General features: G+C 51.5%; 18 protein-coding genes and 2 pseudogenes. All 20 read left to right on the forward strand.

Features of this window, described 5'->3' with window-relative positions; all coding sequences use genetic code 11:
- The first annotated feature begins 541 nt into the window (after positions 1-541).
- The 20 genes and pseudogenes from tssB to HWQ15_RS17715 all read left to right on the forward strand — a co-directional run bounded on the left by tssB (position 542) and on the right by HWQ15_RS17715 (position 20,903).
- A complete protein-coding gene (gene tssB, locus HWQ15_RS17630) occupies positions 542-1,033 on the forward strand; it encodes a type VI secretion system contractile sheath small subunit (RefSeq protein ID WP_023300236.1) in 492 nt (163 codons plus the stop codon).
- A gap of 34 nt (positions 1,034-1,067) precedes the next feature.
- Positions 1,068-2,609 carry a type VI secretion system contractile sheath large subunit gene (tssC, locus tag HWQ15_RS17635; RefSeq protein WP_074184509.1) on the forward strand — a complete coding sequence of 514 codons (1,542 nt, stop codon included), beginning with the start codon at positions 1,068-1,070 and terminating at the stop codon, positions 2,607-2,609.
- A gap of 13 nt (positions 2,610-2,622) precedes the next feature.
- Entirely contained in the window at positions 2,623-3,963 is a 1,341-nt protein-coding gene (gene tssK, locus HWQ15_RS17640) for a type VI secretion system baseplate subunit TssK (RefSeq protein ID WP_063149701.1), read from the forward strand.
- Positions 3,960-4,613 carry a type VI secretion system protein TssL, short form gene (gene tssL, locus HWQ15_RS17645; protein WP_063149702.1) on the forward strand — a complete coding sequence of 218 codons (654 nt, stop codon included), beginning with the start codon at positions 3,960-3,962 and terminating at the stop codon, positions 4,611-4,613. The genes tssK and tssL overlap by 4 nt, the downstream gene beginning before the upstream one ends.
- Before the next feature lie 3 nt (positions 4,614-4,616).
- On the forward strand, positions 4,617-6,323 hold the full coding sequence (locus HWQ15_RS17650; protein WP_063149703.1) for an OmpA family protein: 1,707 nt from the start codon (positions 4,617-4,619) through the stop codon (positions 6,321-6,323).
- A gap of 5 nt (positions 6,324-6,328) precedes the next feature.
- Positions 6,329-6,820 carry a type VI secretion system effector Hcp gene (hcp, locus tag HWQ15_RS17655; RefSeq protein WP_009653685.1) on the forward strand — a complete coding sequence of 164 codons (492 nt, stop codon included), beginning with the start codon at positions 6,329-6,331 and terminating at the stop codon, positions 6,818-6,820.
- 172 nt (positions 6,821-6,992) lie between these two features.
- Positions 6,993-7,250, forward strand: coding sequence for a hypothetical protein (locus HWQ15_RS17660; protein WP_038415927.1), 258 nt, complete (start codon positions 6,993-6,995; stop codon positions 7,248-7,250).
- A complete protein-coding gene (locus tag HWQ15_RS17665; RefSeq protein WP_063216535.1) occupies positions 7,250-7,807 on the forward strand; it encodes a hypothetical protein in 558 nt (185 codons plus the stop codon). The genes HWQ15_RS17660 and HWQ15_RS17665 overlap by 1 nt, the downstream gene beginning before the upstream one ends.
- The gene (locus HWQ15_RS17670; protein WP_063149309.1) at positions 7,801-8,343 is read left to right on the forward strand and encodes a putative T6SS immunity periplasmic lipoprotein; all 543 of its coding nucleotides are present in this window, start codon (positions 7,801-7,803) and stop codon (positions 8,341-8,343) included. Before HWQ15_RS17665 ends, HWQ15_RS17670 begins: the two co-directional genes overlap by 7 nt.
- A complete protein-coding gene (locus HWQ15_RS17675) occupies positions 8,330-10,852 on the forward strand; it encodes a type VI secretion system Vgr family protein (protein WP_063149310.1) in 2,523 nt (840 codons plus the stop codon). Before HWQ15_RS17670 ends, HWQ15_RS17675 begins: the two co-directional genes overlap by 14 nt.
- 17 nt (positions 10,853-10,869) lie before the next feature.
- Positions 10,870-13,104 (forward strand): hypothetical protein, encoded by a 2,235-nt coding sequence (locus HWQ15_RS17680; RefSeq protein ID WP_063149311.1) that lies wholly within the window; start codon positions 10,870-10,872, stop codon positions 13,102-13,104.
- 11 nt (positions 13,105-13,115) lie between these two features.
- On the forward strand, positions 13,116-14,081 hold the full coding sequence (locus tag HWQ15_RS17685; RefSeq protein WP_063149312.1) for an SUMF1/EgtB/PvdO family nonheme iron enzyme: 966 nt from the start codon (positions 13,116-13,118) through the stop codon (positions 14,079-14,081).
- A gap of 39 nt (positions 14,082-14,120) precedes the next feature.
- Positions 14,121-14,405 (forward strand): formylglycine-generating enzyme family protein, encoded by a 285-nt coding sequence (locus HWQ15_RS23250; RefSeq protein WP_237764779.1) that lies wholly within the window; start codon positions 14,121-14,123, stop codon positions 14,403-14,405.
- Positions 14,406-14,469: 64 nt separating this feature from the next.
- Positions 14,470-15,090 carry an SUMF1/EgtB/PvdO family nonheme iron enzyme gene (locus HWQ15_RS23255; protein ID WP_237764780.1) on the forward strand — a complete coding sequence of 207 codons (621 nt, stop codon included), beginning with the start codon at positions 14,470-14,472 and terminating at the stop codon, positions 15,088-15,090.
- Between the two features lie 96 nt (positions 15,091-15,186).
- On the forward strand, positions 15,187-15,444 hold the full coding sequence (locus tag HWQ15_RS17695) for a PAAR domain-containing protein (RefSeq protein ID WP_074143628.1): 258 nt from the start codon (positions 15,187-15,189) through the stop codon (positions 15,442-15,444).
- A gap of 3 nt (positions 15,445-15,447) precedes the next feature.
- Complete coding sequence (locus HWQ15_RS17700) at positions 15,448-16,632, forward strand: hypothetical protein (RefSeq protein ID WP_063149314.1); 1,185 nt, start codon at positions 15,448-15,450, stop codon at positions 16,630-16,632.
- Between the two features lie 21 nt (positions 16,633-16,653).
- Positions 16,654-19,886 (forward strand): annotated as a pseudogene (locus tag HWQ15_RS17705) (ImcF-related family protein).
- Positions 19,887-19,923: 37 nt separating this feature from the next.
- Positions 19,924-20,104: pseudogene (locus HWQ15_RS23260) on the forward strand (type VI secretion system protein TssA); the annotation flags it as partial.
- A 57-nt stretch (positions 20,105-20,161) separates the two neighbouring features.
- Positions 20,162-20,449, forward strand: a complete 288-nt coding sequence (locus HWQ15_RS17710; protein WP_139153402.1) for a hypothetical protein — start codon at positions 20,162-20,164, stop codon at positions 20,447-20,449.
- A complete protein-coding gene (locus HWQ15_RS17715) occupies positions 20,391-20,903 on the forward strand; it encodes a hypothetical protein (RefSeq protein WP_139153403.1) in 513 nt (170 codons plus the stop codon). The genes HWQ15_RS17710 and HWQ15_RS17715 overlap by 59 nt, the downstream gene beginning before the upstream one ends.
- The last annotated feature ends 2 nt before the right edge of the window (positions 20,904-20,905 follow it).

Consider the following 20,905-nt stretch of genomic DNA (forward strand, 5'->3'; position numbering starts at 1 on the left):
AAGCCGTTTAATTAAGGGAGAAATTAAGACGTTTTGAAGAGGGCATGGCGTACCCCCTCCTGAACTTAGAGGAAAGTTATATGCTGTTATCGCCTGGTTGAGTAGATATAATTCTGCCTGATATGGTGAAAGGAAAGATTGTTTTGGTTCCAGGCTTATCGATAATATGTAGGCCGGGGATTTTAACAAGAGATGGATTTTTGAATATATGGCGAGCCAATATTATTCTTGTTTTTATAACAGCGAGTGATGGAATAGTCCAGAATTGTACTATTCCATGCCTTCTATAAAGTAACAAAATAATCTGATTTCCAGCTTTTAAAACAACTTTCTGTGAGACTCACAAAAGGGTCGTGAGGACGTTTAGGCAGGTGCTGAGTGGCGTTCTTTTTCACCCTTATCAGTAGAAAATTCTTAAGTAAAATCCATATGCAGATCTTTGATCTGAAAAGTTGATTATGAATGGGATTTTGCTCTAATATGGTTTTGTAAAGACCCGTCACTCACTTAACACGTATTTCTTGCAAAGAAAGGGACTGCTATGGCCGATTCATTTCAGAATGAGGTGCCCAAGGCACGCATAAATTTAAAGCTGGCGCTGCATACAGGCGGCGCGCAGAAGAAAGTCGAACTGCCGCTTAAACTTCTCACCGTCGGTGATTTCAGTAATGGAAAAGAGAATCGTCCATTGTCCGAAAGGAAGAAAATCAACGTCAACAAAAATAACTTTAATAGCGTACTTTCGGAATTTAACCCGGAGGTTAATCTGACGGTGCCTAACACCATGGCTGTCGATGGTTCGGAGGAAAGTATAAAACTGAATTTCTCCGATATTAAGGATTTCGAACCTGAACAGGTTGCCCGCCAGATCCCCCAGCTCCGCGCCATGCTGGCCATGCGTAATTTATTACGCGACCTCAAATCCAATCTTCTTGATAACGCCACTTTCAGAAAAGAACTCGAGAAAATTCTTAAAGACCCGGCGCTGTCTCAGGAATTACGTGACGAAATGAGTGCACTGGCCCCGAAATAAGCGGCATGTGTAATTTAATGGATTAACCGGGAATATGCTGATGTCTGTGAATAGTGAAACCGCCTCCGCGCAGGGGCAGACCATCGTACTGGAAAAAGAGGGCGTTTACGCCTCCCTGTTTGAAAAAATCAACCTGACTCCGGCCTCGAGCCTGGGTGATATCAATGCGTTTCTGGATGATGCCGCGCTTTCTGACGCGCCGGCGGGTGAACGCCTGACGGCGGCGATGCAGGTGTTTATGGACTGCATCCGCAAATCCGGTCAGCCCGTGGAGAAGCTCGACAAAACGCTGATTGACCACCATATCGCCGAACTGGATTTCCAGATCAGCCGTCAGCTGGATGCCGTAATGCATCACCAGGCGTTCCAGAAGGTGGAGTCCCTGTGGCGCGGCCTGAAGCAGCTGGTGGACAACACCGACTACCGCCAGAATGTGAAAACCGAGATTCTGGACGTCTCCAAGGACGACCTGCGCCAGGATTTTGAGGATGCACCGGAACTGATCCAGAGCGGCCTCTACTGGCACACCTATACCGCCGAATACGACCCCCCGGGCGGCGAGCCGATTGGCTCAGTGATTTCATCCTATGAATTTGACGCCAGTCCCCAGGATGTGGCGCTGCTGCGCAACATCTCTAAAGTGTCAGCTGCCGCACATATGCCGTTTATTGGCTCTGTCGGGCCGAAATTCTTCCTGAAAGACTCTATGGAAGAGGTTGCTGCGATTAAGGATATCGGCAACTACTTCGACCGCGCTGAATACATCAAGTGGAAATCCTTCCGCGATACTGACGACGCCCGCTACATCGGCCTCGTGATGCCGCGCGTGCTGGGGCGTCTGCCGTATGGCCCGGACACCGTACCTGTACGCAGCTTTAACTACGTTGAGCAGGTGAAAGGCCCGGATCACGAGAAATACCTGTGGACCAGCGCGTCGTTCTCCTTCGCGTCAAACATGGTGAAGAGCTTCATCAATAACGGCTGGTGCGTGCAGATCCGTGGCCCGCAGGCGGGCGGGGCGGTGAAAGATCTACCTATTCATCTGTACGATCTGGGCACCGGCAACCAGGTGAAAATCCCGTCTGAGGTGATGATCCCGGAGACCCGCGAGTTTGAGTTTGCCAACCTCGGCTTTATCCCGCTCTCGTATTACAAAAACCGCGACTATGCCTGCTTCTTCTCGGCGAACTCCGCGCAGAAACCGGCGTTGTACGACACCGCAGATGCCACGGCCAACAGCCGCATCAACGCCCGTCTGCCGTACATCTTCCTGCTGTCGCGTATTGCGCACTATCTGAAGCTCATCCAGCGCGAGAACATCGGCACCACCAAGGACCGCCGTCTGCTGGAGCTGGAGCTGAATACCTGGGTGCGTAGTCTGGTGACGGAAATGACCGATCCGGGCGATGAGTTGCAGGCTTCTCATCCGCTGCGTGACGCGAAGGTGGTGGTGGAAGATATCGAAGACAACCCGGGCTTCTTCCGCGTGAAGCTGTTTGCGGTGCCGCACTTCCAGGTGGAAGGCATGGATGTGAACCTTTCTCTGGTGAGCCAGATGCCGAAAGCGAAAGCGTAAGGCGGTAGCAGGGATGAAAATTTATCGTCCGTTATGGGAAGACGGGGCCTTCCTGGCCCCGCAGCAGTTCCAGCAGCAGGCCCGCTGGGATGCACATGTGGCCGACACCGTGGCCCGGATGGCGCTGGCGCACCCGTGGGGTGTGCTGTGCGCGGAGTTCGACGAAGGCGCGCTGGCCCTTTCACGTCTTAATGCCACCCGGCTTTGTGTGCGCTTCGCGGATGGTACCCTGGTGGACACAGATCTGGCGGATACCCTGCCGCCGGTCTGTGATTTATCAGCGGCGGGGAGTGATGCTGTTGAAGTGCTGCTGTGTCTGCCGCTCCTCAGCGCCAATGGCGGTAATCTGGATGACGGGCAGGACAGTGCCCGTCCGCGCCGCTGGCAGTCTGAACGGGTAACAGTGCAGGAACTGGCCGGGCATGAGCGCAGTGAACTGACGGTACTTCGTCATGCCCTGACGCTGCGGCTGTCGACTCAGGAAAACAGCGCCTGGCTTACCTGCCCGGTGGCGAGACTGATGCGAAACGCACAGGGGCAGTGGGTACAGGAGCGGAGCTTTATTCCGCCGCTGCTCTCTATGTCTGCCAGCCCGTTACTGCTCAGCGAACTGAGTGACCTGCTGCACCGCCTGGCGGCCCGGCGTAAGCGCCTGATGGCCATGCGCCGTGAAAGCAACGAGCGGATGGCGGACTTCGCGGTGGCCGATGTATCGCTGTTCTGGTTGCTGAACGCCCTCAACAGCGTTGAGCCGGTACTGACGGAGCTGCACCAGGCGCCGTCCCGCCATCCGGAACTGCTGTACCGCGAGCTGGCCCGCCTTGCCGGCAGCCTGCTGACCTTTTCGCTTGAACATGATGTGGACGCCATTCCCCCCTATCGGCATGACGCGCCGGAAACGGTGTTCCCGCCGCTGTTTACCTTGCTCGATAACCTGCTTGAAGCCAGTCTGCCGTCGCGCGTGATTGCCATTGAACTGAAGCAGGGCGAAGACCGTGAGATCTGGCGCGGGAAGCTGCACGACGCGCGGCTGCGTGAAGGGGCCGATTTCTATCTCTCCGTGCGCTCCGCCATGCCAAACCACGAACTCCAGACGCGCTTCCCGCAACTGTGTAAGGCGGGAAGTCACGATGATGTCTCTGAGGTGGTGAATATCGCCCTGAGCGGGATGGTGATTAAACCACTAAGCCACGTTCCGGCGGCCATCCCGCTGCGTCTGGAAAATCAGTATTTCGCGCTGGATCTGTCCACCGATGCTGCTCGTGCCATGCTGGAAGCCGGAAACTGTACCTTCTATACGCCGGGCTCCCTCGGTGAGGTGAAACTTGAACTGTTTGCGGTGCTGCGCTCATGAACGATGCCGACATTGACCTGATAAACAAAACGTTTTATCCGGGCTGGCTGATGGTCAGCCAGTTGCGCAGCGGCCAGGAGGTAAAGGACGGCGAAGCGCTGTACCGACGGGCCTGCCGATGGGTGAACGCCGCGCGAGAATCACTGAACGAAGCCGGGTTCAGCACCACATCCTGCGACCATATGCTGTATGCGTACTGCGCCCTGATGGATGAGAGCGTGCTGAACCGGGATAAACAGGATGACGGTTACCGCCAGTGGCGCAAGGACCCACTTCAGGCGCGGTTTTTCCGTACCCTGAATGCAGGGGAAGAGCTGTGGGAGCGTATCCGTACGGCCCTGCGCGAGCCTGCGCCGGATGTGGCGGTGCTGACCTGCCTGTACCGCACCCTGCAACTGGGCTTCACCGGCCAGTACCGCACGCAGGATGATGAGCGGCGTGAGGATGTGGTGCGCGCGCTCAGTGAGCGCGTACCGCCGTTTGCGCTGACCCAGGAAACTCCGGTGGTGGTCAGGGCATCCCGCCTGCGCAGCGGACGCCGGATGTACTGGCTGGGCTGGGTGGCGGGCGTGGTGGTGCTGGCGGCGCTGTGGTTCACCTTCTCCTCTGTGCTGTCGCAGATGGTGGCGCAGATTGCGGGGCAGGGATAACGGATGCGTCAACTCTCCCGAACGCTTCTCACGCTGTTTGCTGCTGTGCTTGCCCTGTGGCTGGTCGTGGATTTCTGGCCGCTTTCCACCGTCAGCCGTTCTGTGCTCAGCGTCTGTATTGTGCTGGTCTGCGGCGCGGCGCTATGGCATCGGTGGCGGCGTCGCCAGTTCGTCATACCGGTAACGGAGCATGTCCTGCCCCTGGAAGATTTTCAGGGTGCGGTGGTGCTGGTCTGCGGCGATACGACCAGCCTGTTCCCTCCCGATACCGTTTATCGTGAAACCCGTCAGGGCTGGTATATACACGCGCAAAACGCAGAACAGCTGCCGCTGCTGGCGCAGCATCTGGCGGCCGTCCGTCCGGCGCTGGTGTCGCAGGTCTCGGTATTGCTGGCGCTGATACCGGAACAGCAGACGTCGGAAGAGGCGCTGGCGCAGACGCTCCGTGGCTGGCGACGCAGTATTACGCAGTGCCGGAACTGGCTGAACGGTGTTCCGCCGGTATGGAGCGTGGCCTGGATATCGCCACCTGACCTTCACCCTAAAGAGGAGGCGCAGTGGTTTACCGTCACACCGGAGTTACCGGGCGTGCGGGTGCGGCAGAACGGACATGTCGCCCTGCCGGTGACGGACTGGCAGTGGGAGAGCGGCAGCCGCGCCTCACGCCTTTATGACACGCTGTGGCTGGACAGCATACTGGCGCTGATGGCGCACCACCTCACCCGGCCACTCAGCGCCCGACAGGGTGAGCTTCCGCAGCTGAATCTCTGCGCGGCAGGTATCTGTCTGGCACCGATCGCCGCAACAGAGGATAACCTCTGGCAGCAGCAGATAGCCGGTATCACCACGCTTTGCCCGAAACCTGTCTTTGCACCGGATTTATTGCCGCTGCCGGAGGTATTGCTGCCGTACCTGCCGCGCCGCCACGGCATCTGCCGCCGGATGCAGAATATGCGGCTGGCCGGGGGTATCTGCTTTGTCTTCCTTGCGCTGGCGATGCTGGCTTCCTTTATCAACAACCAGCGACTGGTGCGCAGCGTGGGCGACCACCTTGCCGTATACCACCGTCTCAGCGGCACGCCACCTGAGCCGAAGCAGCAGGCGCAGCAGCGTTTGCAGGCAGACAGCCGCCTGCTGGACGACTGGCTGCGGCGTGGTGAGCCACTGCGTTACGGGCTCGGCCTGTACCAGGGCATGCGTCTGATCCCGCTGGTAGAAGCCGCCATTAATAGCTGGACGCCACCGCCGCCCCCTCGTCCTGTGATTAAGAAAATCGTACAGGGGCCGCAGACTGTCCGCCTCGACAGCATGTCGCTGTTCGATACCGGCAAATGGGCGCTGAAACCCGCCTCAACAAAGCTGCTGGTGAACTCACTTGTGGGGATCAAGGCGAAACCCGGCTGGCTGATTGTGGTCGCAGGCCATACCGACAGCACCGGGGATGACCAGTCCAACCAGGTCCTGTCCCTGAAGCGTGCGGAGTCCGTGCGCGACTGGATGCGTGATACCGGCGACGTGCCGGAGAGCTGTTTTGCGGTGCAGGGCTACGGTGAAAGCCGACCTGTTGCCACCAACGACACGGCAGAAGGCCGGACGCTGAACCGCCGTGTCGAAATCAGTCTGGTGCCGCAGGCGAACGCCTGCCAGCTGCCGGGCAACACCCCCGCGTCATCGCAGGATGATGGCGCTGATAACAACTTAACGGAGTAATTAACATGGCAATACCAGTCTATCTGTGGCTGAAGGACGACGGCGGCGCGGACATCAAAGGGTCTGTGGACGTTCAGGATCGTGAAGGCAGCATCGAGGTGGTGGCCCAGGAGCATAACCTGTACATCCCGACCGACAATAACACCGGCAAGCTGACCGGTACCCGTATCCACACCCCGTTCCTGTTCACCAAGGAAATCGACTCCTCCAGCCCGTACCTGTACAAGGCGGTGACCACCGGCCAGACCCTGAAATCTGCGGAATTTAAGTGGTACAGAATCAACGACGCGGGCCAGGAAGTGGAGTACTTCAACACGAAGCTTGAGAACGTGAAGCTGGTGAAAGTGAATCCGAAGATGCACGACATCAAGGATCCGGCGTTCGAGAAGCACAACCACCTCGAGCAGATTGAACTGCGCTACGAAAAAATCACCTGGACCTACAAGGACGGCAACATCATTCATTCCGATTCCTGGAACGAACGCGCCACCGCGTAAGTCGCATGCGGACAGGGCCCTGTCCGCAGTTTTTTGCACAGCGTCTGTATGCACGGACGCTGTGCAAAGAAAAACACAATCTGCCTGCCCGACCTGATGCGCTTTGGGTTCCTGAATAACAGGGAACAGCGACGGGCGGTAGCGTGTCCGGAACTGATAAAGAGAGAGTCTCATGGAAAATCCAGCCATCCTGTTACGCCGTCTTAACCCTTACTGTGCCCGTGCGATGGAAGGGGCCGCGTCCCTGTGCCAGACCCGCGCCCATGCGGAAATCCTGCCCGAGCACTGGCTGCTGAACCAGCAGATTCTGCCGGTCCTGAGCCAGCAGTTGCTGAGCCATATGGCGGCGGGGCAGAAGCCGCATACCCTGACGCTGGGCTGGGATGAGGAAGAAGGGGTAATGATTGAGCTGCGGCAGGAGGATGAGTGATGACCATCCACGATAAAAAAAAGGCGGATCAAAAAGAAGAAAAGGAAGGTTCGCTGCGGTTACTGACTTCAGGAGAGATTGTTCTGGCGAAGTCGGTCTACAAATCGACGATCCCTTACCATAAGGTTTGGATCCATTATGACAGTTATCTGCCGTTTGGCCTCCAGAATAAAAATACGGCGATGTCCCCGAACGGTGAGATTTATTTTCGTCACTGGTACAGGGATGATTACGCGTCGACTTTACCTTTTCTGCAACATCTTTTTATTCACGAAATGGCACATGTCTGGCAGCGTGAAAAAGGAATGAACATCATCGGGCGGGGGCTGGTCAGTTGGGCGGTGAGTTACCGTTATGTCCTGGATGGACGTCTGTTAAGTGAATATCCCATGGAACAGCAGGCGCAAATTATTGCTGACCATTTTACGTTGCAGGTTGAAGGATACGAGACATGGTGTGATCTGAGAAAAGCAGGTGATGTCACGCTTGACGGCAACATTTCTGAGCCCGTTATCCACCACCTGTATACCAGCACGCTGCGGGGGTTCCCATGGTGAAAGCAATGACCTTTCGCCACAGGCATGCTTTTTTGCTCAGCCTGACGGTACTGACTGGTTGCCCCGGCCACGGGGATTACATTCGGCCTGATGAAATAACAACGGTCAGCACAAGAGGCGACAATGTGTGTTTCAGCGTTCCGGAGCCAGAGGACTACCAGCCAGTAAGTATTTCCATCGTTCCAAGAGGAACCCGGTTCAGGGAGCGGCAAATTACGTTTGATCCCACACTTCGTATTGTGAACGGCCAGCTATGTATCCCACCTTCATTCCATCATTTTCCTGATAAAGGCCAGTTCATTGTCAGATACGTTCTGCACTCTGAGCGCCATAAGGATACGCCGCGCAAAATGGTCGCCGGGGTAGAGATTGCCGGCGAGTGTATTTTCGACATTCCGCTTAATGACATGGAGGCAGTAAGACCGTACGGCGAGCTGGACAACAGTGATGTTCAGCCTGATCAAGGCGAACGTGAGGGTTCCTGCAGATCGCCTCTTAGATTCGTTCATGGAGTGAAAAATTATGAATCTCACTGACTCTTTGCAAAACGTTTTAACCGGGGCGGGAACCCTGAACCGCTACAGGCTGGATATTCCTTCCTGTCCTTCTCCACTTGATGTGGAAGACTTCAGCGGTATTGAAGGCCTGAGCAGAATTTACAGGTATGACATCATTTTTACGAGTACGGACAAGCATCTTGATGCTGCCTGGTTTTTGTGTAAACCCGCAACCCTTACGATGGGGGGCGGGTTACTGGAGAGCCCGACTGAACAGAAAAAAGTGCACGGTGTCATTACTCATTTCAGACGCATTTCCGGCTCTGCCGACCAGACACAGTACCTGATCACGCTTAAGCCATTCCTGTTTTTGCTGGATAAGCAGCACCGCAGCCACCGTTTCTTTGTCAATAAGTCAGTACCCGAAGTAGTCGAACAAGTGTTACAGGAGCATAACCTGCATGGCTGGGAATATGAATTTAACCTCAAGCAGAGCTACCCGAAGCGCGAGCAGATAAACCAGTATCAGGAAAGTGACCTGGCGTTTATTCAGCGCCTGCTGGCGGAGGTGGGGATATTTTACTGGTTTACCCTCCAGGAAGACGCGCAGACAGAAGTGGTGCATTTTACCGATGCGCAGCGGGCGCTGGTATTTGGTAAAACCCTGCCAGTCAACAGTCCGTCCGGGATGAGCGACAGCGGCGCTGACTCGGTGTGGGGCCTGAACATCACCCATAACGTGGTGGAAGCTAGCGTCACCACGAAAGATTACAACCACCGTGACGCACAGAGCATACTGCAGTCGGCACCGGCGGATATGACCCGGGGAGACGGTGAAGGGGTGACCTATGGTGATGTCTACCATTACCGGCTGCGCCATCTGGCGCGCGGCGACAAAATAGACCCCACGGCAGAAACGGCTAACTTTTACGCCCGCCTGGACCACGAGCGTTTTCTGGCAAACCAGACGCAAATCACAGGCTACAGCACTGCGGCGTGGCTGGCACCTGCTCAGGTGCTGAATATTACCGACGGCCTGCCACCCACCCTGCCTGCTGTCTTACAGGAACCGGTGCTGGTTATCAGCACACATTTTACTGCCAGTCGCAAGAGCGCCCTTCTGGTGGATATTTTGGGCGTGCCGTACAGCGAAACGGTGTGCTGGCGTCCGGCACCGCTGCCGCGCCCGAAGGTAACCGGGACGATGACGGCTCGCGTAACCAGCGCAAAAGCCAACGATATCTACGCCTGGCAGGATGCATCCGGGCTGTACCGGGTGAAATTTGACGCCGATCGTGACGAGAAAGGTCAGGGCCAGGAGAGCATGCCGGTACGCCTCGCAAAACCCTACGGTGGTGACGTGTACGGCTTTCACTTCCCGCTCATTCAGGGAACGGAAGTGGCGATAGCATTCCATGAAGGCGACCCCGACCGTCCCTATATCGCCCATGCGCTGCATGACTCGCGGCATGTTGACCATGTGACGGAGAAGAACAGCACCCGGAATGTGATCCGCACGCCGACGAATAACAAGCTGCGGATGGAAGATAAACGGGGTGAAGAGCATATCAAGCTCAGCACGGAGTACGGCGGCAAGACGCAGCTGAACCTGGGGCACAATGTGGATGCCAGCCGTGAATTGCGGGGGGAAGGATTTGAACTACGCACGGATAAATGGGGGGCGATACGTGGTGGCAAGGGAATTTTTATTAGTGGGGATGTTCAACCAAGTGCCCAGGGCAAAACTCTTGATATGAACGCGGCTATTGCGCAATTACAAAGTGCTTTAGAATTAGTCACTGCATTAGCGCAAAGTGTCGCTGTGTCTGGTGCTCTTGATGCCGATCGTTCGTCACAACAAAAACTTAGTCTGGCCCTGAATCAGTTAAAAGAAGCGGGAATACTGGCATCAGCGCCAGCAGGAATCGCATTAACAACACCCAGAAATATTCAACTGTCGTCCGGGCACACATTGACGGCTACGGCTGGTGAAAATATTGATATGAGCATTTTCAAAAAATTGACGGTCGCAGCAGGCGAAGCTATAAGTTTGTTTGCGCAAAAAATGGGCATTAAAATATTTGCAGCAAGAGGTATTGTAGATATACAAGCGCAAACAGATGCAATGCGCCTTCAGTCTGATAAAACGTTGAATCTCAATAGTGTTAATAGTGAAATAATATTGAACGCTGCACAGGGTATAACATTAACCAGTACTGGCGGGGCATATATAAAAATAAAAGATGGATCTGTAGAAATTGGTGCCCCAGGGAAAATCGATCTTAAAAGCGCCAATATTTTATGGGGAGGGATATCTTCACTCGAAAAGGCGTTAAAACCCATGACGGTAGAGGACCCGCAATTCAAATACCCCATGAATGAACGTTTTCAGGTATTAGATAAAAATACCAATCAACCTAAAGCTTTAATACCTTATCGCATAGAAACTGCGGATGGCATGACGCTTAGAGGTATTACTGACGAAAATGGTTACACACAATGCCATTACGGAGTAGATCCTAAATCCATTAAATTGTTTTTTGAGTAAACAAGGAGGTGATTTTTATGAGTGAACATGACACTCCGGTTGCTGAAGGGACACTGAATAAAAAAGAAGGAAGTTCAGTTGTAGCACATCACGAATCAATATTGATTTATTTTAGTACCGAAAATGAAGAGCTAATTCTTCTTAACGAAAAAATAGCATCCGCTCTGGATGATCACTCCAGAAATCTTATGATGCTGGTGGATGAAGTTCATAAAGCAAATGAAATATATTCGACGGCAATTGAAGCCTATGGAAAAGTTCTCTCGCATCCCGACAGAGCCGCTGAACTCACTTCGCTTGAAGCTAAGGTATCAGAAGCAGAACAAAAATTAGCAGAAAAGAAAAAGGATTTACAGAAAACGCTAGGAGATTTTGAATCTAAAGGGGCTGGCTATAAAGAGGTAACAGAACTGATACCGATAAAAACTAAAAAAAATCAGGGAGGGCATAGCGGGATTGGTAGTCGTTATGTATATGTAAAAAAATCGTATATTGATAATTTTGGAACTGGAGATATACATCGGGTAAGTTTACGAGGACGAGATCGTACTACTGGAAAAGAAAGTATATTTGAACGTGATGATAATGGCAATATTAAAAGTATAAATACGCAAAAGATTAAAGAACAGTTAAAAAAATTAGAATCTAAAAGCAAAGGAATAAATTTTTTTGAAGTCAAAGATATTGGTAAAATAGACAAGACATTGTGTGACTGGGCAGATTCCTGGAACAGCAGTGTGGTGTTGGAAAAGGAAATTGGTCAGAATGTTGATGTATCTGCTGGTGCACAATTTTTGCGTTTTACATCCAATACTGGTGCGTCAGGAGAGTGGGACCCTTATAAAGGAAAATTAACAATTAAAGGTGAACATAGCACCGTCCTTTCTGTAGCATCGGGTACAGCCAGTGCTAAATTTTACATACCCGATCGCATTGGCTGGTCTTTGAAAATGCTGCCACCTCCTGGAAAAACTAAAGTTCTCAATATGGGAATGTGGCGTATGTATCTTGAGACGTCACTTATCGGCTTTGCTGGAGCATCGGCCCAGGTTGAAGCTCAACTTCAGGTTACTACCATTGGGACAAAGCAGGTTATAATGGGAGATCGCGAAGGGCGCCTGCCTCGTTTCAGAGATCGACACTCTCCAACAGGTGCCGCGTTTCATCAGGCAAGAGAAAAAAATGAAGAAGGCGCGTCTGCAAGCGCAGAGATATTTGCCGGCGCGCGTGCTGAATTCAAGATGAAAGGGGGCGTTCAATGGTTACAACCTCTCGAGTTAACGGTGCACCAGGGAAAAAAAGGCGATGATGCGAAAGAAGCTGCAAAATTTGTCGACTTTTGCTCAATTTCAGAAGCATTTGTTGGAATGGTTGGGGCTGGTGCAGGGGGAAAATTTCAGTGCGATTTCATTAATGGACGCTTCTGTTTCAGTATCGCTGCCAGTCTGTGTTTAGGTGCAGGCGCCAAAGGTTCTTTTGAAGCAGAAGTTGACTACGACAAACTTTACGATTTTGGGTACTGGCTGGTTTATCAATTATATGGCCTTGATTATTCTTTTTTGGAAGTAATTTCCGAGCGTGCATTTATTTCTTTTACTAAGATCAGCATTTTGCTTCTCACTGAAATGAAAAGTGAAATTGAAAATCAATTAAAAAACATGAAAATTACTATTAGAGATATTAATGAAGCCTTCGAAGCGATAGTCAGTTTTTTTGAAGATGGAATGAAAGGTTCTCAAAAAAGGAATGATATTGCATCAAAAATTTTGGCTGATCCGAAAGTTTTATTTAAAATGACGCCGGAAGCAAAAGGTATTCTAATTTATTTGTTAACTCGCCATGGTTTTAATGACCACTTTGACCTGAATAATCGTGTTATGTTGGATATTTATCACGATCGCAAAGAAGCAATATTAACTATCTTAGATAGTATCCAAACACAACGTGAATGGTTCCAGGTATTTAGCCATTGTAACGCTGATGGGAGTGATTTGGCCGCTGGGAACTCAGCATTAAAATATATGGTTGCCCAAAGAAAAATGAATGAGCTGAAGGAGTTTTTGCAAGAAGGTCTCAATAAAGATAATGAGATGGATAAGATCTATCGGAGGTTAAAGGTTACGCCTTCCTGGGGATACGCGCTCGCTATGAACAATACGGAATTTTACAAACTATACAGAATGGATAATGAATTCTATCCCAAATCCAGAATATTTAGTCCTGTAAGTGACAACAATATTATTGAAGTTTAAGGAGGTCGAAGATGAAAAAATTAGTGAAAATAGGGTTAATGATGCTGACAGTTGCACCACTGATGTCATGCGACCAGCAGAATTCCTCGGTCATGCCAGCGAAAAAGAACAGTAATGACTTGTCAAAATTTGTTAATGAGATTAAGGCCGATCTAATCTTTGTACAGGGCGGGGAATTCCTTATGGGAGATTATGGTGAACAATACGGACCAGAAGGTTTAACCTACGATGGTAAACAAGACAGTAAGCCGTTACATAAAGTTGAACTCACCGCTTATTCAATCAGTAAGTTCAAAACCAGTAATAAACAGTATCAGTTATATTTGACCTACAACAATCAGTATAGGAGAACAGTCAATAAAGAAAACCCCGGTGCAAAAAAATGGGATGAATTGAATATGACGCCACAAACTCCGGCGCATGTAGACTGGAATGAGGCTCAACAATACTGTCAGTGGTTAGCGACAATAACAAATTTACCTTTTTCATTACCAACCGAAGCTCAATGGGAATATGCGGCACGTAGCAGGGGAAAGTTTGTTATAGCTCCAACTAATGATGGAACTATACAAATTGATAAAAGCGGGGGGAATGTAGCTTCGGAAAAAGATAGTAAGGAATATGCAAAAAAAATGGGAACATCATTGGGGGTATATTCTCCGTTGCCTGGCAATCTCTTTCCACCGAACCCTTTAGGTATTTATGATATGGCCGGTAACGGCTGGGAATGGATGAAAGATTGGTACGACCCGGATTATTACAAACACTCACCACTGAAAGACCCACAGGGGCCAGATAATCCTGTCTATAAAGATTACAAAGGAAATTATACAAAAGTTGTTCGCTCCCAGGATTTTTCCGGCCCCAGACGAGGCCTTACCATAACCCGGTATTTCTCAGACCCAAAAGACAGTGGCCACTTGCCGAGCGACAAAACGGTTCGTTGCGTAGTTAACAGCCCGAAACCGGTCAGATAATACCGGAACGACACACAAAAGTTAAATAAGGAAACAGTTATGAGGATTTTATACAGAACGGGGGGGATTCTTATTACCGTTTTGTCACTAATCTCCTGCGATCAGCAAAAGCAGTTGGTGCTACCCTCCCCAAAAAGCAGCGCTGAACTCTCTAAATTTGTGGGTGAGATTAAGGCCGAGCTTATCTTTGTACAGGGTGGTGAATTTCTGATGGGAGATTATGGCGAAAAATACGGCCCGGAACATTTACCCTATGATGCAAATCAGCATAGTAAACCATTACATAAAGTCGAGCTGACAAGTTATTCGATAAGTAAGTTTTAAAACCAGTAACAAACAGTACCAGTTTTATTTGGCTTATAATAATTTAGCTGGAAGGAGTATTGATTTGAAAACCAGAAATGGACAGCGCTGGCGGGAAAAAAATATGACACCCGATACACCTGCTTATGTCGACTGGTATGAGGCGGAAAAATATTGTCGCTGGCTGTCTACTATTACTGAGTTACCTTTCTCATTGCCAACAGAAGCGCAATGGGAATATGCAGCGCGTAGTCGTGGACAATTTGTAATTGTTCCAACCAATGACGGGACCATACGAATTGGAGAAGGAGATAAAAGCAATGTAGCTTCAGAAAAAGATAGCAAACTGTATGCAAAAAAAATGGGCACGTCTTTGGGACTCTACTCTCCGTTGCCCGGTGATCTTTATCCACCAAACCCCTTAGGTATATATGACATGGCCGGTAATGGATGGGAGTGGATAAAGGACTGGTATGATCCTGATTATTATAAATACTCACCAGTAAAAGACCCTCAAGGCCCTGAACAACCAGTGTTTAAAGATAGTAACGGTAATTACACAAAAGTTATCCGCTCACAGGATTTCTCCGGACCAAGACGCGGCGCAACAATATTCCGCTTCGACTCAGACCCTGCTAATGAGGGATATCTCCCAGGCGACAAAGCGGTTCGTTGCGTTGTCAACAGCCCGAAACCGGTCAGATAATGCAAGGCATAACTCTCTGATTACGATGAGTCACCGCTATAAGATTACTATGCAAAGATGTAGCTCATTGTTGTGTTAGTTTATATGGAGACGTATATGCAGTGTGTTATTCGTATCAATGACAAAACAACACACGGTGGTACTGTGCTTGAAGGTAGCTCTGGTGTGAAATTTATGGGTCTGGAAGTCTCTTGTCTTATGGATAAGGTATATTGCCCTCTACATGGTGAAACATATATTATCGAAGGCGATGAAACTTCAAAGATCAATGGTAAGCCAATAGCTCTGCATGGTCATCGTTGCGGTTGTGGTTGCTCACTAATATCATCATTACCAAATGCAGGAAAACGTTAATTTATGCCTGTTGATCTAAAAAAAATCCCAGCAGAAGAACCTTTGCCAGTTGCTCCGGATAAATTCCGTTGGCTGCTTACGATTGTTCTGTGTGTGATTGCTGGTGCGGTAGTAGTGCTGGCTCTATGGCCTAAGCACCTTTCTACGCGGTCTGAATGGTTTTGGTTTTGTACGTTGATGCTGCCTTTATCCGTTGGAATTATGGGGTATATCATCCGGCTGCGCCGCTATGAAAATGAACGAGATCGAGTGCTATGGTGGAACCACTTATATCAAAAACAATATGAAGAAAAAATTTTATTGGGACAGAAGGCCGTGGGTGTGCTTGGAATGAGTTACGTCACACCAGTTGCCAGAAATAAACTTGCTGTCGCGCTTTTACAAGGCGGGAGTGGACTTCAGACGCACTATTCACCAGCCATTCAGTCGACGTTAACAACGGCATCAGTAATTTTTCCATCAGTAACCTTATTCACTGAAGCAAATTACCAGACTCGACTGGAATCAATATTGGCAAGCGTCATCGGGCAATTGCACGCTGAACTGGTTCAGTTTACTGGTAACCTGTTCGTTCGTATTCATCATGATGGTGTGCTGAACAATGAGCACATCCTCACCATCTGGCGAAAGATTTTCCCAGCGTCATATGCTGTCAATGATATTACTGTCAGTACTGATAATAGTGGGCTGATGTGGCTTGATGGCTGGCTGGACAGGAGGGACGAGGCGCTTGTTCTTTCTGTTGAAATCAATTTATTTCTGCAAGCGCGTGACCAAGAGGCAGAGTCCGTATCAGCGCTGCTGCTGGCCTCTCCGGCATGGCTAACTTGTTATCGTGTAATGCCGCAAATGTGGATACATCGCCCGGTGGTGATCGCAAAAACGGAAGAGGCTGTAGCGGATGTTGCACTTTGGGGAAAAATAACATCAGCGGTGCCCTGGTTCTTTTGGCGAGCTCAGGTAAAAGGTAGCGCACTGACTGCGGCTCTTCTTGCAATGGATAAATTGGCATTCTTGTCTGAAAAAAAAGGAGAGATGGTACTGGAGGATACTTTTGGCAGACCGGGGGCGGCGGTAGGAAATATCACGTTAATTTGCGCCTGCGAACATGCGGTGATTTCAGAGCAAACCCAGTGGCTGATGGTTGGTGATGAAACCACACAAATGGTAATTGTCCGTCCGGATTAATCTTACGCAAAGGATAGTGATGTGAAAAAGAAAAAGCGCCTCAGTACATGGTTAATTATCCTGCTGATAGCGGTTGTGGGGGGATTTCTCATCTGGACTGAAAACCCTTTTGTTCATCAGTTTACCACTGAGAAGAAACTGACAGCATCGCTGACAGTGGCAGGGATTTGTATTTTAATTCTGCTCTGCGACGATTTATTTCACAGGTTGTGGAATTGGTTGATCTCAATAAGTTTTTTGCAGCGGCTGAGGGAATTGTCAGGTAAAAGTCTTCGGTACGAAGACAAACAATTAGTTGATAGGGAAAAATACAGAGAAACGTTAAAAAATATGCGTCTGTATTTGCGTCATAATTATGACCGCGTCTGGCCCCGCAAACTCCGCATCCTGCTAGTCACCGGCAGCGTTGCCGACGTCGAACAGCTCACCCCAAAACTCACCCAGGAACTCTGGCAGGAAGACCAGGGGACGCTGTTGTTGTGGGGCGGTGACCCGGCAGCACCGGCGGACGCCGCCTGGCTTACCGCGCTGCGTAAACTGCGCCACCGCCCGGTGGATGGCGTGGTGTGGGTGACCTCTGCGTTTGACCGCTTCGCGGGTTCAGATGCTGAGCCGCCAGCGCCGCTGACTCCAGAATCCATGGATGCCCTGTCCCACGCTCTGAAGGGGCGCTGTGATGCGTTAGGCTGGAAACTGCCGCTGTATGTCTGGTCGCTGCATCCGCGAGCCGAAGAGCAGCAGGGCCGGATTTCCCAGCCGGTGGGGTGCCAGCTGTCAGCGGCCTGTAAACCTGAAGCACTGGCCCGCCAGCTAAGCGACCTGATCCCGCCCCTCACCGCGCAGGGTATTCAGCAGATTTGCGACAAACCACAGCAGAATTTTTTACTCACCCTGGCTGACCAGCTAATCCGCGAGCCGCAATCGCTGACCGGACCCTTATCAGTATTACTTAACCCGTACCGCCCGCTGCCTCTGGCTGGCGTGGTGTTCAGCCCGCCTTCAGCAGGGGCAGGTCGCAGTGTTGCTCATCACTGGGGCAAAGACAACCGCTGGGATGCCATCCCGGCGTCTACACAGGCCTTACCGGCAGGTCTGCGCCCGCGTAAACCCGGAATCAGCTGGACGCAGATGGCGGGCGTGGGCGTGGCGGCGCTGATGGCGCTGTGGGGCATATCCATGGCCGTCTCCTTTGTCACCAACCGTGACCTGGTGACGACGGCGCAGGAGCAGGTTCAGCAGTCTGTGTCAGAGAAACAGCCGCTGAGCAAGCGTCTGCACGCCCTGTCTGAACTCCAGAAAACCCTTGCTCGTTTACAGTACCGTGCACAACACGGCGTGCCCTGGTACGTACGCGGCGGCTTAAGCCAGAACGATGCCCTGCTGGCGGCGCTCTTCCCGCGCTATAGTGAAAGCGCCTTGCCGCTGTTGCGCGATGCGGCGGCGGAACACCTCACTCAACAGCTCCAGGCCTTTGTACAGCTGCCACCGGACAGTCCGTTACGTGAGCGCATGGCAAAATCGGTTTACGACCGGCTCAGGCTCTACCTGATGCTCTCGCGGCCGGAGAAAATGGATGCGGCCTGGTTTTCCGCCACGCTGATGCGCGACTGGCCACGGCGTGCTGGTGTGGCAAACGGTCTCTGGCAGGGCAGCGGCCCGGCACTATACGCTTTTTATGCCGCGAGCCTGGTGTCACACCCGCAGTGGCGCTTACATGCTGACGATATGCTGGTCAGTCAGACGCGTACGCTGCTGGTTCGCCAGATGGGGGTGCGAAACAGTGAATCCACACTCTATCATAAAATGCTCTCACAAGTGTCGAACCAATATGCCGATATGCGCCTGACGGACATGACCGGCGACACCGACGCCGCAAGCCTGTTCAGCACCGATGAGGTGGTGCCGGGGATGTTCACCCGTCAGGCGTGGGAGGAGGCGGTACAGCCTGCCATTGATAAGGTGGTGAATGAACGTCGCGAGGAGATGGACTGGGTGCTGAGCGACAGCAGACAGCCCGCCACGCAGCAGACCTCGCCGGAAGCCCTGAAGCAGCGACTCACCGCACGTTATTTTGCCGACTTCAGTACCGCCTGGCTCGATTTTCTCAACAGTCTGCGCTGGCAACGGGCAGTGACCCTGTCCGACGCCATTGACCAGCTCACCCTGATGGCGGATGTGCGCCAGTCACCGCTGGTGGCACTGATGAACACCCTGAATATCCAGGGGCGTACCGGTGAGACCGGCGAGGCGATATCCGATTCGCTGGTGAAATCGGCAAAAAATCTGCTCGGTGGCGATAAACAGCCGGCCATTGACCAGAGCGGCGGCGCGCGCGGTCCGCTGGAGGCGACCTTCGGCCCGGCACTGGCGTTGATTAACAGCCAGCAGAAAGGCGGCGGAAATACCGACCTGAGCCTGCAGACGTATCTGACCCGCGTCACCCAGGTGCGCCTGCGGCTACAGCAGGTGACCAACGCCGCTGATCCGCAGGCCATGACCCGGCTGCTTGCGCAGACGGTGTTTCAGGGAAAGGCGGTAGACTTAACCGAGACCCGCGACTACGGCAGTCTGGTGGCAGCGAGGTCTCCCTGCCGTTGCTGGCCAGATACCTCAATGCCGATTCCGGGCGCATCACCCGGTTTCTGCAGACTCGTCTTAACGGCGTGCTGCACAGGGAGGGGAGTCACTGGGTGCCGGACAGCATCAACGCCCAGGGGCTGACTTTCAATCCGGCTTTCCTCAGGGCGGTTGATACCCTGAGCCATATTTCAGATGTGGTGTTCACACGTGGAGAGGCGGGATTGTTCTTTGAACTGCGCCCGGGAACGGCGGATGGCATCATGGAGACGCGGCTGGTTATCGACAGCCAGAAGCTGACTTATATGAACCAGATGCCTGCCTGGAAGCGTTTTAACTGGCCTGCGGACACCGAAGCGCCGGGTGCGGCATTAAGCTGGATAAGCACTCAGGCCGGCACCCGGCAGTATGCAGATATGTCCGGGACATGGGGATGGATAAGGTTGCTGGACAAGGCGTCAGTCAGCGCTTACCCCGGCACGGGCAGCAGTTACAGTCTCACGTGGCAGGCGCAGGATGGCAGACCGCTAAACTACACCCTGCGCACTGAGGCGGGAGAGGGCCCGCTGGCCCTGCTGAAGCTGCGAAACTTCAACCTGCCGTTGCAGATATTCACCGTCAGCGAGCCTGCCGCTGACCCCCTGGCTGATGACCCCGACCCCACGGAAACGTACTGATGGCATCCGTTCATACACTGATTACAGCCTGCCAGGCCGCGCCATCACGCTCACGCAGTGGGCGCCAGAACTGCTGTTTGAGGTCAAAGCCCACCGCCTGAAGCTGCTCCGTATGAAGGGCCGGACGTAATAATACATATAAAGCACGCCTGAATCCGGAGATGGAACATCTGCTGGCGGGGCTGATTGCAACTGACGCTGCCAGAGCTACCGTGTAGTGCGGATAATTAAACAAACGTAACAAAAAAAATTATTATTAGGGATATACAACAATCATGCATTTGATTATGAAAATAATATTGTCGGTTATATTTATTCAGCTTTCAGGCTGTACAGCAATTCTTTGGGGAGAAAACAGTGTTGCTGACACAAAGATAAAAGAACGTACTTTGATTTCAGACGAGGTTACCGCTGCGTTTTATTATGAAAATCTCTCTGCTTCGGCTATTCAGGGAAAGACACAGGTCAGGGTAGAAATACCTCGGGATGGTGTCGCTTTCAAGGGTGAAAAAAAACATCTATATATTAACGACAGGGGCAAAAGAGTTACTTGCGCTGGATAAACTATCCACACAGGTAACGCTGGTTACCGGTTATGAGAAATTTGATGGTTTAAGGCTAAAACTGGATATGCCGCATGGAAATGACCTTGTCATGCATTTTTCCGATGCGCTTGTACTGCAGGTTAATGAAAGCGACAGCAACCTTACCACTCAGGATATTGATGACCTTAAAAAAACGGGGTTCTGGAATGAGGGTGGAAGGTATGTTAAGCAAATACGCCTGGAAGGGGTAATTATTCCCAGAGATAAGAACGACAGTCTGTTTAATAATAGCGAGAAATTGGTTAAAAAACATAATGTGGAATTTTATTCTACAGAAGACTCAACTCACTTTCATCCTCTGCGACTGGCAACAAACATCGTGTTAACACCCTTCACGGCCGTTGCGGATATTGTATTTTTCCCAATATCACTGCGTGTATTAGGGCTCATCACCCATCCTCCTGTACATTAATA

The sequence above is a fragment of the Enterobacter sp. DSM 30060 genome (genome assembly GCF_013375955.1).
Lineage (GTDB): Bacteria > Pseudomonadota > Gammaproteobacteria > Enterobacterales > Enterobacteriaceae > Enterobacter > Enterobacter intestinihominis.

Coding starts and splice junctions, on each gene's coding strand:
- tssB (WP_023300236.1), top strand. CDS start 542: ATGGCCGATTCATTTCAGAATGAGGTGCCCAAGGCACGCATAAATTTA.
- tssC (WP_074184509.1), top strand. CDS start 1,068: ATGCTGATGTCTGTGAATAGTGAAACCGCCTCCGCGCAGGGGCAGACC.
- tssK (WP_063149701.1), top strand. CDS start 2,623: ATGAAAATTTATCGTCCGTTATGGGAAGACGGGGCCTTCCTGGCCCCG.
- tssL (WP_063149702.1), top strand. CDS start 3,960: ATGAACGATGCCGACATTGACCTGATAAACAAAACGTTTTATCCGGGC.
- HWQ15_RS17650 (WP_063149703.1), top strand. CDS start 4,617: ATGCGTCAACTCTCCCGAACGCTTCTCACGCTGTTTGCTGCTGTGCTT.
- hcp (WP_009653685.1), top strand. CDS start 6,329: ATGGCAATACCAGTCTATCTGTGGCTGAAGGACGACGGCGGCGCGGAC.
- HWQ15_RS17660 (WP_038415927.1), top strand. CDS start 6,993: ATGGAAAATCCAGCCATCCTGTTACGCCGTCTTAACCCTTACTGTGCC.
- HWQ15_RS17665 (WP_063216535.1), top strand. CDS start 7,250: ATGACCATCCACGATAAAAAAAAGGCGGATCAAAAAGAAGAAAAGGAA.
- HWQ15_RS17670 (WP_063149309.1), top strand. CDS start 7,801: ATGGTGAAAGCAATGACCTTTCGCCACAGGCATGCTTTTTTGCTCAGC.
- HWQ15_RS17675 (WP_063149310.1), top strand. CDS start 8,330: ATGAATCTCACTGACTCTTTGCAAAACGTTTTAACCGGGGCGGGAACC.
- HWQ15_RS17680 (WP_063149311.1), top strand. CDS start 10,870: ATGAGTGAACATGACACTCCGGTTGCTGAAGGGACACTGAATAAAAAA.
- HWQ15_RS17685 (WP_063149312.1), top strand. CDS start 13,116: ATGAAAAAATTAGTGAAAATAGGGTTAATGATGCTGACAGTTGCACCA.
- HWQ15_RS23250 (WP_237764779.1), top strand. CDS start 14,121: ATGAGGATTTTATACAGAACGGGGGGGATTCTTATTACCGTTTTGTCA.
- HWQ15_RS17695 (WP_074143628.1), top strand. CDS start 15,187: ATGCAGTGTGTTATTCGTATCAATGACAAAACAACACACGGTGGTACT.
- HWQ15_RS17700 (WP_063149314.1), top strand. CDS start 15,448: ATGCCTGTTGATCTAAAAAAAATCCCAGCAGAAGAACCTTTGCCAGTT.
- HWQ15_RS17710 (WP_139153402.1), top strand. CDS start 20,162: ATGCATTTGATTATGAAAATAATATTGTCGGTTATATTTATTCAGCTT.